17 protein-coding genes are annotated in these 15,974 nt (G+C 29.7%); all 17 read right to left on the reverse strand.

Annotated features, from left to right (window positions below; genetic code table 11):
- Positions 1-15: 15 nt before the first annotated feature.
- Positions 16-1,203 carry an aspartate aminotransferase family protein gene (locus HMPREF1552_RS10170; RefSeq protein ID WP_021745105.1) on the reverse strand — a complete coding sequence of 396 codons (1,188 nt, stop codon included), beginning with the start codon at positions 1,201-1,203 and terminating at the stop codon, positions 16-18.
- Positions 1,204-1,231: 28 nt separating this feature from the next.
- Complete coding sequence (argB, locus tag HMPREF1552_RS10175; protein ID WP_021745106.1) at positions 1,232-2,104, reverse strand: acetylglutamate kinase; 873 nt, start codon at positions 2,102-2,104, stop codon at positions 1,232-1,234.
- A 108-nt stretch (positions 2,105-2,212) separates the two neighbouring features.
- Positions 2,213-3,445, reverse strand: a complete 1,233-nt coding sequence (gene argJ / locus HMPREF1552_RS10180) for a bifunctional glutamate N-acetyltransferase/amino-acid acetyltransferase ArgJ (protein ID WP_021745107.1) — start codon at positions 3,443-3,445, stop codon at positions 2,213-2,215.
- A 21-nt stretch (positions 3,446-3,466) separates the two neighbouring features.
- Complete coding sequence (argC, locus tag HMPREF1552_RS10185) at positions 3,467-4,516, reverse strand: N-acetyl-gamma-glutamyl-phosphate reductase (RefSeq protein ID WP_039901609.1); 1,050 nt, start codon at positions 4,514-4,516, stop codon at positions 3,467-3,469.
- Between the two features lie 371 nt (positions 4,517-4,887).
- The gene (locus HMPREF1552_RS10190; RefSeq protein ID WP_021745109.1) at positions 4,888-5,622 is read right to left on the reverse strand and encodes an endonuclease/exonuclease/phosphatase family protein; all 735 of its coding nucleotides are present in this window, start codon (positions 5,620-5,622) and stop codon (positions 4,888-4,890) included.
- A gap of 159 nt (positions 5,623-5,781) precedes the next feature.
- Entirely contained in the window at positions 5,782-6,426 is a 645-nt protein-coding gene (locus HMPREF1552_RS10195; protein ID WP_021745110.1) for an O-methyltransferase, read from the reverse strand.
- A 308-nt stretch (positions 6,427-6,734) separates the two neighbouring features.
- Positions 6,735-7,778 carry a type II secretion system F family protein gene (locus HMPREF1552_RS10200; protein ID WP_021745111.1) on the reverse strand — a complete coding sequence of 348 codons (1,044 nt, stop codon included), beginning with the start codon at positions 7,776-7,778 and terminating at the stop codon, positions 6,735-6,737.
- A 41-nt stretch (positions 7,779-7,819) separates the two neighbouring features.
- Positions 7,820-8,707 (reverse strand): ROK family protein, encoded by an 888-nt coding sequence (locus HMPREF1552_RS10205; protein WP_021745112.1) that lies wholly within the window; start codon positions 8,705-8,707, stop codon positions 7,820-7,822.
- 87 nt (positions 8,708-8,794) lie between these two features.
- Complete coding sequence (rfaE1, locus tag HMPREF1552_RS10210) at positions 8,795-9,796, reverse strand: D-glycero-beta-D-manno-heptose-7-phosphate kinase (RefSeq protein ID WP_021745113.1); 1,002 nt, start codon at positions 9,794-9,796, stop codon at positions 8,795-8,797.
- A gap of 163 nt (positions 9,797-9,959) precedes the next feature.
- Positions 9,960-11,144, reverse strand: a complete 1,185-nt coding sequence (locus tag HMPREF1552_RS10215) for a type II secretion system protein GspD (RefSeq protein ID WP_039901610.1) — start codon at positions 11,142-11,144, stop codon at positions 9,960-9,962.
- Between the two features lie 30 nt (positions 11,145-11,174).
- Entirely contained in the window at positions 11,175-11,741 is a 567-nt protein-coding gene (locus HMPREF1552_RS10220) for a hypothetical protein (protein WP_021745115.1), read from the reverse strand.
- Positions 11,742-11,844: 103 nt separating this feature from the next.
- Entirely contained in the window at positions 11,845-13,254 is a 1,410-nt protein-coding gene (locus HMPREF1552_RS10225) for a hypothetical protein (RefSeq protein ID WP_021745116.1), read from the reverse strand.
- Positions 13,255-13,307: 53 nt separating this feature from the next.
- Positions 13,308-13,907 (reverse strand): hypothetical protein, encoded by a 600-nt coding sequence (locus HMPREF1552_RS10230; protein ID WP_021745117.1) that lies wholly within the window; start codon positions 13,905-13,907, stop codon positions 13,308-13,310.
- 16 nt (positions 13,908-13,923) lie between these two features.
- Positions 13,924-14,382: a hypothetical protein gene (locus HMPREF1552_RS10235; RefSeq protein WP_021745118.1), complete on the reverse strand. Its 459-nt coding sequence runs from the start codon at positions 14,380-14,382 to the stop codon at positions 13,924-13,926.
- Between the two features lie 26 nt (positions 14,383-14,408).
- Positions 14,409-14,867: a prepilin-type N-terminal cleavage/methylation domain-containing protein gene (locus tag HMPREF1552_RS10240; protein ID WP_021745119.1), complete on the reverse strand. Its 459-nt coding sequence runs from the start codon at positions 14,865-14,867 to the stop codon at positions 14,409-14,411.
- A gap of 14 nt (positions 14,868-14,881) precedes the next feature.
- Positions 14,882-15,328: an A24 family peptidase gene (locus tag HMPREF1552_RS10245; RefSeq protein ID WP_021745120.1), complete on the reverse strand. Its 447-nt coding sequence runs from the start codon at positions 15,326-15,328 to the stop codon at positions 14,882-14,884.
- On the reverse strand, positions 15,328-15,777 hold the full coding sequence (locus HMPREF1552_RS10250; protein ID WP_021745121.1) for a prepilin-type N-terminal cleavage/methylation domain-containing protein: 450 nt from the start codon (positions 15,775-15,777) through the stop codon (positions 15,328-15,330). Before HMPREF1552_RS10250 ends, HMPREF1552_RS10245 begins: the two co-directional genes overlap by 1 nt.
- Positions 15,778-15,974 lie beyond the last annotated feature (197 nt).

Below are 15,974 nucleotides of genomic sequence, written 5' to 3' on the forward strand. Positions count from 1 at the left end.
AAAATTTAAAAAAAATTAAATTGTTTTTAAAACTTTGTCCAAAATTAAAATTGCCTCGTCAATTTCTTTCTTGCTCACATTAAATGGCGGAAAAAATCTCACAACGTTATTTCCAGCTCCAACTAACAACAGACCATTTTCCAATGCTTTTAAAACAACATCTTTTCCCAAGACTCTGCTTTCATCAAATTTTATTCCCAAAAGCAGACCTTTTCCACGAATTTCCTCAATAAAATTATATTTCCCCTTCAATTCTTCCAATTTTTTAATAGAATACTTCCCTTTTTCCACAACATCTTTCTCAATCAATTTATTGTCAATCAATTCATGCAAAACAGCATTTGCGACAGCACAGACTAGCGGATTTCCCCCATAAGTCGAACCATGATCCCCAGGCTCTAAAACATCGTTTGCCTTGCCCTTTGTAAGAGTTGCTCCAATTGGAACACCGCCACCAAGCGACTTTGCCACAGTAACAACATCTGGAATAATCTCAAAATTTTCATAAGCAAACAATTTCCCAGTTCTTCCCATTCCGCATTGAATTTCATCAAAAATCACAAGTGCGTTATATTTTTCACTCAGTTCCTTTATCGCCTGCATAAATTCAGGCGTTGCACTTTCCAGCCCACTTTCCCCTTGAATCGGCTCCAAAATTATGGCTGCTGTTTTCTCACTCACTTTTGCCTTCAAATCTTTCACATCATTAAAATTACATTGTGTAACATTGGAAATCAAAGGTTCAAAAGGCTTCTGATACTTAGGCTGCCCTGTTATTGCTAACGCTCCTGTTGAACGTCCATGAAATGAATTTTTCATATAAATTGTTTCAGTTTTCTCAATGATTTTATTTCCATTTTCATCATACGATAAATTATTTCCATATTTATGAGCAATTTTTATTGCCAGTTCAATTGCTTCTGTTCCACTGTTCGTAAAAAATACTTTCTCCATCGCACTATTTTCTGTAAGTTTTTTTGCCAACTCTAATTGAGGCTCGCTGTAATAAAGATTTGAAATATGTATCAATTTTTTACTTTGTTCAGTCAAAGCATTTATAATTACTGGACTTGCATGCCCCAGACAGTTCACCGATATTCCTGATACAAAATCTAAGTATTCATTCCCTTCATTATCATAAATATATGTTCCTTTTCCTTTTTCAAATATTTTATCATAACGGTTATACACATTTAATAACATTTTTCTTCCTTCCTTTCTAAAATTTAATTTATTTTTTTATTAAAGTTCCAGCTCCTTCTTCTGTAAACAACTCCAATAATAATGAATGTTCCAGCTTACCATTTAAAATAACTACATTTTCCACACCATTTTCAATCGCATCTAGGCAAGTATTCACTTTAGGCAACATTCCACCACTAATAATTCCTCGTTCAATTAAATCATTCACTTTTTCCACATCAATTTCATCAATAAGCGTCTGTTTATTGTTATAATCAAGTAAAATTCCATCAACATCTGTCAAAAATATCAATCTATCTGCTTGTAATTTTCCAGCAATCGCGCCTGCCACATAATCGGCATTAATATTGTATGTCTGACCATTCTTGTCAACTCCAATAGACGAAATCACAGGAATCACATCATTCGACTCCAACAATTTTATTACTTCCGTATTAATTTCCTTAATTTCTCCAACAAACCCAATATCAATCTTCTCTCCATCAGCTTCAACAAACTTCTTCTCAACAAACACCATATTCCCGTCTTTTCCACTAAGTCCAATAGCTTTCCCACCATATTTATTAATATCCGCAACAATTCCTTTATTTACTTTTCCAGAAAGCACCATTTCCACAATCTCCACAGTTTCTTCATCAGTTACACGATTTCCATCAATAAATTTGCTCTCTTTTCCAATTTTTTGAAGCATTTCATTAATTTCAGGCCCGCCACCATGCACAATCACAGGATTTATCCCAACATATTTCATTAGAACTATATCTTGAATAAACTGCTCCCGTGCAACAGGATTGACCATCGCACTTCCACCATATTTAATCACAATCGTTTTATTATGATACTTTTTTATAAATGGCAACGCTTTTACCAAAATTTTTGCTTTATCTAAATTTGAAATCATATTTTCCCTTTCTTTTTATCAAAATTTTCTCATTTCTTTAATTTTTAAAAAAAATTAACTATCTTAAAAAATCTAACAAACAAATAATTCTCAAAATTATAAAAATTATTAAGTATGGTACTCCGCATTTATTTTCACATAATCATAACTCAAGTCACATCCCCACGCAGTCGAAGAAAACTCTCCATCATTCAGTTCAATCAAAATTTCAACTTTTTCATTTTTCAAAATTTTAACAGCCTTTTCGTTGTCAAATTCTATTCCCATACCATTTTTTGCAACTTGGACTCTTTTTTGTAAAGTATTAATATCATTTCCGAGAAAAATATTTATTTTATCAACAATAAGTTCTGCTTCAGAATAACCTACAGCACAAAGGATTCTTCCCCAGTTTGGATCTTCCCCAAATACAGCCGCTTTGAAAAGGCTTGAAGTTATTACTGATTTTGCAACTTTTTGTGCGTCTTTTTTACTTTTTGCCCCAGTTACAGTAACTTCAATTAATTTTGTCGCCCCTTCCCCGTCTTTTGCAATCAGCTTTGCTAGCTCCTGATTCACAAAATAAAGTGCCTCTTTAAATTTGCTGTATCCTTCAGAATTTTCATCTACAATTTTTTTATTTTCAGAAGCTCCATTAGCAATAACACAAGCCATATCATTTGTGCTTGTATCTCCGTCAACTGAAATCATATTAAATGTGCTGTCTGTGATTTCGGAAAATATTTTTTGCAGCAACGATTTTTCAATATTTACATCTGTTACTGTGAAAGCCAGCATTGTAGCCATATTTGGATGTATCATCCCAGAACCTTTTGCCATTCCCGCAACTGTTACTGTTTTTCCATCTATTTCAATTTCTGCACAAATCTGTTTTGTAAAAGTGTCCGTCGTCATAATCGCAGTTGCCGCATCATTTCCCCCATTTTCCGATATTTCCTTGCAAATTTTACTAATTCCAGTTTCTATCTTTTTCATATCCAGCTGAACTCCAATAATTCCAGTAGACTGCACTAAAATCTCCTCTTTTTTGAGTCCCAGCTCATTTGCTGCAATTTCCGTCATTTTTTTAGCATTTTCAAGTCCAGTTTCTCCAGTACATGAGTTAGCATTCCCGCTATTTACAATAATCGCCTGTGTATTTGCATTTTTTATATTTTCCATATTTAAAATAATCGGAGCCGCTTTTACAAGATTTTTTGTAAACACTGCAGCTGAAACTGCCTTTTTCTCGCTATAAATCAATGCCAAGTCTTTTTTCCCGCTTTTTTTCAACTGTGCCGATATTCCTGCCGCCTTTATCCCTTTAACATTAGTAATTGTCCCATCTTTTATTATTTTCATAAAAATCACTCCTTTTAAAAATTAAATATACATTGATAAAAATTCCAGCCCCATATTTTCTTCAAGCTCAAACATAATATTCATACTTTGAACAGCTTGCCCTCCTGCACCTTTTATGAGGTTGTCAATCGCAGAAATTACAACAATATTTCCAGTTTTTGAGTCATAACGGACACCAATTTCACAAATATTGCTATTTTTCACATTTTTTATCTCAGGCAAATTTTCAGTAACTCTTATAAAATACTCATTTTTATAAAAATCATTATAAATTTCATAAATTTTTTCTTCTGTCAAGCTTTCCTTCCATTTTTCATTCACTTCCAAATAAATTGTTGAAAGAAGCCCTCTATTTATCGGTAATAAATGTGGAGTAAACACTACATTCATATCGCTTTCTGATAATTTATCCATTTCCTGCTTTATTTCAGGCGTATGTCTATGCTTTAAAACTCCATAAGCCTTAAAATTTTCATTTACTTCTGTAAAAATCGTATCTATTTTGGCACTTCTCCCTGCTCCTGAAACTCCAGATTTTGAATCAATTATTATTTTATCCGTTTTTACAACTTTATTTTTTAAAAGCGGCGCCGCTCCCAGTATCGCCGATGTCGGATAACACCCAGGACAGGCAACAACTTGACTTTCCTTTATTCTTCCCCTATTCAGCTCAGGCAAGCCATAAACTGCACTCTGATTAATTTCAGGAAACTCATGCTTAACATCATACCATTTTTCATAAGTTTCCAAGTCATCCAGCCTGAAATCTGCTCCTAAGTCAAAAACTTTTACATTATTTTCGAGCGCCTTCTTAGCCATCTTTTCCGACAATCCATGCGGCAATGCCAAAAACAGTACATCAATTTTTCCAAAATTTTCCTCAGCCTCTTCCTGCGAAATTAATTTCTTCTCAAAATATTTTTTATAATTTGCATACACTTCGCCTATATTCTCCCCAGTATTTGAATATGAAGAAATAAATTCAATCTCCACTTCTTTATGATTATTCAATATCCATACAAGCTGCTGCCCAGCATATCCAGTCGCTCCAATAATTCCAACTTTTATCATAATTACCATCTCCCTGCATTTTTTTATAAAAAAAAGCCCTTTTTACAGGCTCTAAATAAAATTATACAAATTATATACAAAAACAAAGAGCCAACAACCCAAAAGTCATTGGCAAAAGTAAAATTTTTATGTAAAATAGGAATCCATTATAAAAATGATTATACACCATCTGACAAGGGTTTATAATTTAATTGTGTAAATTTATTATCCCTTATCCTTCTTATCATTTTCATAATCTTTTCCTCCTATCATTTTAATTTGTTTTTTGATAAATCTATTATAGCAGAAAAATAATACAAAATCAATATATTAAATATATAAATTTTAAATAATATCATTAATAAAATTAATTCTTTAGCTTTTATAATTTTTTATTTTACAATTTCAAAATCAACTAATATTGGCAAATGATCTGAAAGCTGAGTTTGTATAACTTCATAACTTTTTACTTTTATTTCCTTTGAACAAAGTATAAAATCAAGTTCCCGCTTTGGATTCCAGCTCGGAAAAGTTGGCTCTTTCCTTATGTTTATATTTTGCAGATTAGAAGCCTGTAAAAACATCTCAATTTCCTCTTCTCCCCAGAACACATTAAAATCTCCAGCAACTATTACTGGCTTTTTACAGTTTTTCACAAAATTATAAAGCTGCACAATCTGTTTCTGTCTTGTTTTTCCACCAAGTGCCAAATGAACTAGAAACACTACTACATCTTTTGTTTCCACCTCAATAATCAATTTTTTCATTCCAATATCCAGATAATGAAATTCTTCCCGTAAAACAGGTTTTTTAGAAAGTAACGCATTTCCTTGCTTTCTTACCATCGGAAATTTCATATAGTTGGAATCTTCCTCGTATTTGTACTGATAGACATTATTATTTCTAGTAATTCTTCCAAGAAGTGTAGCCTGATTTCTACTGTACATTCTAAATGAACCAAGATCAACTTCTACAAGTCCCACAATATCAGGCTTATATTTATTAATAAATTTCCCAATCCGATAAATATGCCTTACAGAGCGTCCCAAATACCCCCGTATATGTTTAAACGGCTGATTCAGATACTTTCCTGTTCCATATCGAATATTATACAAAAGAAATTTCATTTCCTCTCACTTCTCTTTCCCGTATTTACAAAATTGTATTATATTAAAATTACTTTATAACAATTCCAGTTTAAAATAAAAGCAATAAGTTATATGTAGCTATAAATACTCCATTACTTTTTACACATTTTTATTTTAATTTTATCAAATAATAAGTATTTATTTTTTTACTATCCCAACTCCATCTCCAAACGGAAGCAATACAAAATTATACTCTTCATTCAATTTTTCTATAAATTCTTTAAGCCTTTTTACAATTGTCTTATATCTTTTCGGAATTTCTTCCTTATCTGTTGCAACCAGTCCACGAAACATTAGATTATCAATAAAAATAATTCCATTTTCATTGAGAAGTTTATAACTCATTTCAAAAAACTTCAAATACTGACCTTTCGATGCATCAATAAAAATAAAATCATATTTCACATTCTTATCAAGTTTCGGAATTTCTTCCAAAGCATCTCCAAAAATCATCTTATTCTTTTCGAATAATCCAAGTTTCTTGAAATTTTCCACAGCTTTTCCATAACGAATTTCATCAATTTCCATTGTTGTCAAAAAACCGCCATTTTCATTAGCGATTTGTGCCAAAAATAGTCCTGAGTATCCTGTTGCAGTTCCAATTTCCAAAATATTTTCAGCTTTAATATTTCTAGCTGTAAAAATCATATAATTTAGCACTTCATCTGTAATAATTGGTACATTTTGTTCCAAACTTTCGTTCTTTATCTTCTGTATAATTTCATTCTTTATTTTAAACAAATTCTGTGCATATTTCGATGCTTCTATAAAATTTTCTATCATAAATTTCCCTTTTTTCTTTTATTGTATATTGACATCCATTTAAAATTAAATCTGTAAAATTTAAACAGCATACTTATTTTAAACTATCTTTATTATAATCCAAATTATTTTAGATAAACCAAACAATTTATTCCTATTTTTAAAAACATATGTTATATTTATTTTATTTACTTATAATAAAAGCCCTGTCTCCCCTTTATTAGAATAGTTCGTAATAAATCCTGTATTTTAACAAAGAATATCATTATTTGTGTTAAATCTAAAATTCTAATTTCCAACTTTAATCTTTCATATTTTTCATTTAATATTTACAGCATTTCTCCCATTTTAAAAATAGGCAGCATAACTGAAAATACAATAAGCCCAATAATTATTCCAATAAAAATTATCGAAAGCGGCTCAAACATTTTCAAAAACCATTTTATTTTCTCGCTAACTTTTTCGTAATAAATTTCATTCAAATTAAAAAATGATATTTTCATTTCGCCGGTCTTTTCTCCAATTGCAAGGAAACTTACGTATTCATTATCAAAAAAAGTCGTATTTTTAAAGGATTTTTGAATACTCTCACCCTTTTCTATTTTCAAAATAATTTTTTTCAGTTCCTCATTTAAAATATAACTTTTGGAATTTGTACACATTTTTAGGGATTGAATCAATGGAACATTGGCATCTGTCAAAGAATACATATTTCTAGTAAAATTCAATATGCAAATATTTTTATACATTTGCCCAATCATTTTTGTTTTTAAAAAAATTTTTTCAAAATTCTTTTCATTTTTTTCTTTCCAATTCTTTAATCCAAAAATTAAAAAAATTATGGCAATTAAAATAAAGACACCATATTTATCCGTTATTTTACTAATATTTATTACAATTTGCGTAATTTTTGGCAATTCCTGCCCAATGTCAGAATAAATTAGGACAAATTTAGGTACAACAAACTTTAACAATATAAACACAATTACTAATGCTGTAACTATAACTGTTACTGGATAAATGCTCAAATTTTTCACATCTTTTTTTATTTTCTGATTAAACTCGTATTTTTCATACAGATTCTTAAAGACTATTTCCAAATTTCCAGTTTCTTCCCCAATTTTTATCATTTCCATAAATTCCTTATTCATAGTAATCTTTGAAAAAGCCCTATGAAGAGGAACTCCCTTTTCAATTTGCTGTTTTGTAACAATTATCTTACTTTTCAAATCTCCGCTATAATTCTGTGCAACAATTCCAAGCGTATCAATTAGTGAAATTTTACCATTTAATAAATAATATACACTTTTAGTAAATGATAACAATTCTTTTTCATTAATTCCACTTTTATTATTCTTTACAATATTTATCATTTTAATTAATCCCTCCCCCTTGATTAATTACAAATCAATCATTATTTTTTACTGTTTTCCAATGCAATTTTTCCCAATGCAATCGATCCGATAAATCCAGCTTCATCTCCAAGCCCTGGATAAACAACATAATCTTTAATTTTTTCTAAAATTTCCTCTTTTTGAACATAACCGTTTAAAAATTCCAGTACATATTTTCTAATTAATGGGAACAATTGCTGCTGTTTCATAACTCCTCCACCCATAATTATTTTTTGTGGCGATAAAATTAAAGTGTAATTCACAACAGCCTGAGCCAAGTAATATGCTTCCATGTCCCAAACTTCATCTCTATCAGCAAGTTCAAATCCCTTTTTACCCCATCTGTCCTCTATTGCAGGCCCTGCCGCCATTCCTTCCATACAGTCCTTATGAAAAGGGCATCTTCCTTCAAATTTATCATCTTTATGTCTTTTCAAGAATATGTGTCCCATTTCAGGGTGAGTCAAACCTTGAAGCATTTTCCCATCAACAACTGCTCCAGCCCCAATTCCAGTTCCAACAGTAATATACATAACATTTTTAAGATTTTTTCCAGCACCCCACCAGCTTTCTGCAAGTGCTGCTCCGTTCACATCTGTATCAAATTCCATTGGAACATCATAATGTTTTTTCAATTCTCCAATTAAATTGTAATCACTCCAGTGAGGTTTTGGCGTTTTTGTAATATATCCGTAAGTTTTAGAACCTTTTACAGGATCAATCGGTCCAAAGCTCCCAATACCCATTACATCAAATTCCTTGTCTTTAAAATATTCAATAACTTGTGCCATTGTTTCCTCAGGAGTTGTAGTTGGAATATTTATTCTATCAATGATTTTCCCATCTTCAGTTCCCAATCCACATATAAATTTTGTTCCCCCAGCTTCAACTGCTGCAATAATTGCCATAATTTCACTTCCTTTTCTTTTTAAATTCTTATTTGTATTTTTATTTTATTATTTTATAACATCTTTAAATCAAATAACATTTCATTTTTATATATTTTTTAATATATTGTCATTATCCTTGTAAAATTCTATTATTTCATCTTGCGTTGCAGTAGCCGTTCCTATTTTTGCTACTACAATTCCAGATGCCATATTCGCAATTACCCCAGCCTCATATAAATCCGCTCCAGCACATATTGAAAGTAAAAATGTCGATATAAAGGTGTCTCCAGCCCCTGTAACATCATAAACTTCCCTTGCTACAGTTGGTATCCTCTTATGTTTTGTTCTAAATAACGAAACTCCCTCTTCACTCCGAGTAAGTACAACATTGTCTAGTTTTAAATCATCCTTTAATTGAGCCATTTTTTCAGCAATTTCTTCCTCACTCGTAAATTTTTTCATTCCAAAATAATCCAAAATTTCTTTTCTATTTGGTGTCATTGAAGTTGCTCCAACATAATTTTTAAAATTTTGCGGCTTTGGATCAACCATTACTTTTTTATTATGTTTCTTTGCTATCTCTATTACTTTTTCTGATAAATATTTTGTAAGAAGCCCCTTATTGTAGTCAGAAATCAGTACCGCATCAATATTTTCAATATTTTTTTCAAAATTTTCCAAAAGTTGATTTTGAATATCTTCTGAAATATCAGTATCCTTTTCCCAATCCAATCTAAGTAACTGTTGACCTTGTGACAAAACTCTGCTTTTAATAATTGTTGGACGTGTTTCATCCTTCACAATTCCAACAGGATTAACGTTTTTATCTTCAAGTTCCTTTATAAATTTTTCTCCATTTGCATCATTACCAATTACTCCGTAAACAAAAACTTTTGCTTCAAGCGAAGTCAAGTTATTTGCTACATTTGAAGCTCCTCCTAATACAAATCTTTCTTCTTCAATATTCACAATCGGAACAGGTGCCTCTGGAGAAATCCTGTTAACTTTCCCAATTAGGTACTCATCCAGCATCATATCACCAATTACAGCAATCCTAACACTGTTAAATTTTTTTATTATTTCTTCAAGCCTTTGAATTGAAATCATCTTTTTCCTTTCCTTAATTCAAATTCATTAATTTAAAATTTTCAATTATATTTTTAATTTTAAATCTTTATTTAGTATTATACTACATATTTTGGAAATTTGCAGTATAATTTGTAAAGTTTTTCATTTGAACTGAAAAAAATTTAAAATGATTATTTTTTTATTAAGTTTTATCTTGAATTACTGCTTCAATTTCAATGTAAATATCCCGCATTTCCCTATTAGTACGTCGATACTTAAATAGCGGTCCAATTATAGGAATTTTTGATAATACTGGCACTCTTCTTATCGTTTCTTTGCTCACATCCTGCTTTAATCCTCCAATAAAAGTTGAGCCGCCGTTATTCAACGTAATTGTTGTTTTTGTCTGATTCTTTTGTTTAGCTCCAGAAGACGCATTATAACTTGAAGTTAGCTTAAAGTTGCTTATTTCTGTATCAATTTTAAGCAGAATTTTCTTTATTCCATTAATTTTTCTAATTTCAGGATTTATCCTAAAGACTATACCTGCTTCAGAAAAAATTGGCTCTACATATTCTGTATCTTTCTTTGTAGTCTTTTTTTCTCCAACAAGAACTTCCTCTGTAACCTTTAATTCTCCTTCCTCATTTTCCATAATCATAAGTGTCGGCATAGCCTCAATCCGTATATCTCCATTTTCCTTCAGCAAATTAAAATCTATTCCTAAAAATCGTCCTCCTTTTGAAAAAATTGACGCAATCGAAACTTCTCCATTCAAAAATTTTGCTACTAGATTATCCTTAGTCGCATTAGAATTATTACTATTTATGCTCCAGTCGATTCCAAGCCGCTCAAACAGATTTGAACTTGTATCAATTATAGTTCCCTTTATTATAATCTGCTCCTTTTCCTTATCCAGCGACTTTATAATCCTTTTCATCTCCTCAACTTTATTCTCATCTCCACTAAAAATTACTTTATTATCAATTCCAATAACTTCAAATCCAAAAAATCCATTAAGTGCCTCGGTAATATCCTTTACATTTCTGTACTCCAGGTCAACTTCCCCAGTTTTCTTTTTAACTTCCTTTACAGTCTGCTGTGCATTATTCTGATTCTGTCCCTGATTCTTATTTTCCTCTTTTTTAGTTACAGGATTATTATTTTTATTATCCTGGTTATTACTGTTTTTCCCCTTATTATTGCTATTTTCCTTTTTTTCAGCCTGCACTTTCTTCGGAACTTCATAAATAAATATTTTTTTAGCATTTTCCACATCGCTCTTATTCACATAATCAGCCGTTTTCGCTCCAAAAATATTACTCAAAGCAAACAAAAAAGCCAAAAAGCAAACAATTAACAATCTGTAACTTCTCTTTTTTTTCAAAATTCTAATCCCCACTTTCAAATATGTGATTTATGCAATTTTCCCTTTATTTTCAGCATTAATTTTCTTTTTTTCTGTAACTTTCTCTATAAAACCAAGCGAAATTTTAAATCCATCGCTTGTGAGTTCCATAAACATTTTGGAAGTATCAATATATTTTCTGCTTTTATTCACAAAATAAATAAACTTCCCAAAATCATTAAGGCTTCCATACATTGTAAAATGAATATATTTAAGTCTGTATCCATTACGTTCCCACACATTTTCCGACTTTGAGATTTCCTTCATTTTAAGCCCGCTGTCATGCGAAAACACATAAATCATCTTTTTAAATTCAGATTCATTTTTTATTGACAAAAACGACAATCTTTGAGTCAATGCCAATATTTGATTGTATTCGCCTATAATTCTTTCACGTTCTGACTTTTTCTCCTCCACTACATCTACAATCTTACTTTCCAGATTCCTTTTATTCTCAATCAAAATCTTTCTATTATTCAAAACCTCTTTATATTTCCCATACTTTTTGTTAATACTTATCAGCATAAAAACAACTCCAGCCACAAGTATCAATATCTTCAAATTTAATTTTATCATCCTATTTCTTCCTATATATCTTTATTCTATTAAAAAGTTTAATCACGCAGTAAAACTTAAACATTTTTGACCATTTGGCTTAAACTATTTAATACTTATCAATTTAAAATGGTTCAAGTACATACTCAAAAACCGTTGCAGTGTCATTATCCTTCAAATACCCCAATTCAGAGCTCGGATATTTTCTCAAAATATTACTTTCAAATCTCTCAAAATTATTAAAATTCTCCATCTCCCCCTGTACAGTCCACTTTGTATTCTCATAATTAATTTTCGTATAACCAATACCATTTTTACTATTTTCAACCAAAAATTTTATAACCGAATAATATTCTCTCCTTTTTATCCCTTCATCAATTTCACGAAGTGTGGCAAGCTCCTTTGAATAATCTGGAATTTCCTCTGCCTTCTTATTTAAATAATCCTTTTCCAGCGATTTTATCTCCTTCTGAATAATTTCATTTTCAACAGTTTTTTTCTGAAGTGGAATTGAATTATAAATCCAAAAATACGCAATGATACAAATTCCAGCAATAACAACATCAGAAAATTTTATATTTTTTACGCTCTCTTTATCAAAAATTGCCGTTTTATTCACAAAATCAGGACTATCCGAAAGTTCAGCCCCTGCAAATATAACTTTTACATCATTTTCTCCACTTCCAACAACTTTCATATCTCCAAAATCAAAGTTTTCAACATCATCCACATCCTCAGTTTTCAGCTCAATTTTTTCCACTTCAGCAATTTTCTCATCCACAATTAAAATTCTAAGGCTATTTTCTTCCCCAATCTGCAAAATCTCTATTCTATCGCTTTTATTCCCTGACTTTACACCATTGCTAAAAATCCCTTGATTATCGCTACTCTCTTCATTTATATCAATTTCCTCTATTTCACCAAAATTTCTATCAATATCTGAATTTTCAATAATTCCTGTTTTCTGGACACTTTCAAAATTTCCTATCACATTCTGAAAATTTTCTTCATTTTTCAAAAAATTATTTTCATTTTCAAAATTTTCACTCTGATTTATTTCAAAATTTCCGTCCTTATAATAATTATAAACCGCCTCAAAATCTATTTTCAACTCTGAAATCACCACAGAAGATTTTTTCAAACAATTTTTTACTTTATTAATCTCCCTTTTATCCAAATAAATATCTAAAAATTGATTTTCCAAATGATTTATAACCAATTTTCTATTCACAAAATTAATTTTTTTCTTAAAAATTTCCGAAATATCTTCCAAATTTACAGACTTTTTCTCTAACTTTTCAACATTATTTTCTTTTTTATCATATTTTTCCGCATTTTCTCCAAAATTACTAAATAAAAAATATAAAAAATGTAAAATTACAGTCACTTTCGTATTTTTTTCAATCTGATTTTCCTCAAAAAACGATTCTAAAGCCATTTCCAGCTCCTGATTTTCAAAAAAATATATTTCTTCGTTAAAATATATATAAATTTTATTTTTACTTCTTATATATATTTTTATTTTTTCTCCCATCACTCCCCCTTTAATATTTTATCTTATTTCTAAGTATTCCATTTTGAACAGTTCTATAAAAAACCTGATTCCAAAACCCTCATTTCCACTTCTAGTGAACTTAATCTCCTAAATTCTACCTTTTCCTGAAACAATATCTCTTCATTCAAAATTTTCCTTGCAAAAACAACTTTCAATTCACTATAAACCTTATTTTCTTCAAGTGGTAAGTAATATTCATTATCACTACTGTCTCTTATTGACTTAACCTTATAATTCCCAACACTTTCAGTATCTTTTGCTAAAAAAATCAAATTTTTTATCTCAATAGCCTGCCCATTTTTTTTAAGAATACTGTCAAAATACCGCTCTTTCCTATCTAACAAAACTGTATTCCCATCAAATAAAAACCCTTTATTCAAAATTCGTTCTACATTCTGATTTTCCTTCTGTACCAAAAATTTCTTCTCAACCTTATTTTCCTTTTGGCTTTTTAAAAATACCATTTCCTTTTTTTGTCGCACATAGTAAGCAAAATTAATTGAAAATGCTGAAATTATTGACAAAATTACCAAAACATAAACAAGGCTAGCCCCCTCATTTCTTTTTTTTATATTCTTATTTTCCCCCCAAAGTTTTATATTTTTCAATAACCTAAAATATCTATTCCCCATTATCCAAAACCTCAATTTAAATTCTCACAGCCCTAACACTATCATTTTTATCACTATTTAACTTAATAATCAGTAATTCCCCCACTTTCTCAAACCTTGCCTCACGAAATTTTCCAACTTCAGCTCTACTTCCAAATTTTTTCAAATCTTCCGCATCAGAAATATACAATTTTCCTTTATCAAATTCAATTTTGTAAAATAGTTCATTCAATTTAAAAACTATTTGATTTTCTTTAACAAAAATGTTATTATTCTCTCCTTCATAAGAAAATCCTTGAATATCTCTATTCTTTATATCCAAAACAATTTTATCCATCGAAAAATACATTTTCTCATACATTTTCTGATTATCCTTCTTTGCCTTTTCCACAATAACCACACGTTTTAAGAACGCAGAAACTACGAATACAAGCACAGAAAATATAAACATACTTAATAATATTTCGACTAATAAATATCCTTCTCTTTTTTTCATTTATTTTCCTCCTGCAAACTAATTTTTTAACTGCTTTCATCAATATTTGGAAAATAATAATCCTTTATTTTATCAATATTTATTTCAAAAATATATTCTTTCTGTCCAAACTCATTCATAAAATACCCATCCGCCTTTTTTATTTCCAAATTTATTTTATCTTCCTGAAACTTTCCCTTTTTATCTAGTTTTTGTTCCAATTTTTTCAAAAATTGATATTTTTTCTCAATTGCAAATCTATTATAAAAATCATCTACTTTTGAAATCTCATATTTTCCAATAAAATTTACAATTTCATTATATTTTTTTGCCTTTAATATTTCAGCCATATTTTCAATATTTACATTCTTTTCATTTAAATTATCGACTTTGATATCCGTTTTAAATGTCTGTAAAAATAAATTTGCAACTGGTACAATGATAACTGTTACAAAAAACATCGAAATTAAACTCTCAATTAAAGTTTCTCCCCTATTCTTTCTCATATTTTCCCCAACTTTTATTTTCCAAAAATCTCAAAAATTACATAACTTATGATTATAAACGGTGCAAATGGAATATATTCATACTTTTTCCACTTTTTTAGAAATAAAAATAAAAAAGCAACTATTCCAGAAAAAATATACAAAATCATATAAAAATTTACAATCTTCTCCACTCCAAAATATCCCAAAATACCGCCAATCCCCATCATCAGCTTCACATCCCCAAAGCCTATCAGCGTTTTTCCAAAATAATCTTCTAAAATATAAAGTACTATCATTGGCATTGAATAAACACAAATTCCCAGATAATAACTTTCTAAATTGGTATTTTCAATTGCTAATATAAATCCTAATACAAGTAAAATAACAAAACTTTCTTCAGGAATAATCCTTTTTTTCAAATCAATCCAGATAATTCTAAAAAAAATACAATATTTTACAATTTCAAATACAATATTCATTATTTCCTAATTTCTTCCCCCGCAAAAGCCTTACTTCCTGCAGATACTTTGGCAAAAACCTCTCCATCCTGATAAACTACATTTCCTTCAATGTTTCCAATCTTAAATTTTCCGTTGCTGTCCAGCCCAATTCCAAGTTTATTGAGATTTCCATGCTCTGTTAAAATATCCTGTAAGTTCTTAGGTGCATCTCCACCATGATCAATGCTCCAAGAAGTTGTAGTATTATTAAGTTCCGCAACTGCTCCAATTATCTTGCTTCTATTCGCCTTATTCAAATACTTACCAACTTGTGGCACTGCAATTGCCGATATTATCGTAATAATCGCTACTACCAGTATTACCTCTACGAGTGTAAACCCTTTTTCCCTTTCCTTTAATCCTTTGTTTTCTTCCCTTCTTTTCATTTTTTCAATTTTACTCTTTTCTTTTTTTGAAACCTTATCCATAATTACCCACCTCTTTTTATTAATTTTTATTTAATAATTTATACTATATTTTTAAATAAAAGTCAATATATAAATTAAATTATTTTAAAAATTAATTAATTTTTTATAAATTATAGTTTTTTACATAAAAAAAGACTGTACCTAGAAATTTACTTCCAAGTCAGTCTTTTTCACCCTTTTCTTATTTTTAAAATTTT

Origin of the sequence: Leptotrichia sp. oral taxon 879 str. F0557 (genome assembly GCF_000469385.1) — a bacterium.
In the GTDB taxonomy this organism is placed as follows: Bacteria; Fusobacteriota; Fusobacteriia; order Fusobacteriales; family Leptotrichiaceae; genus Leptotrichia; species Leptotrichia mesophila.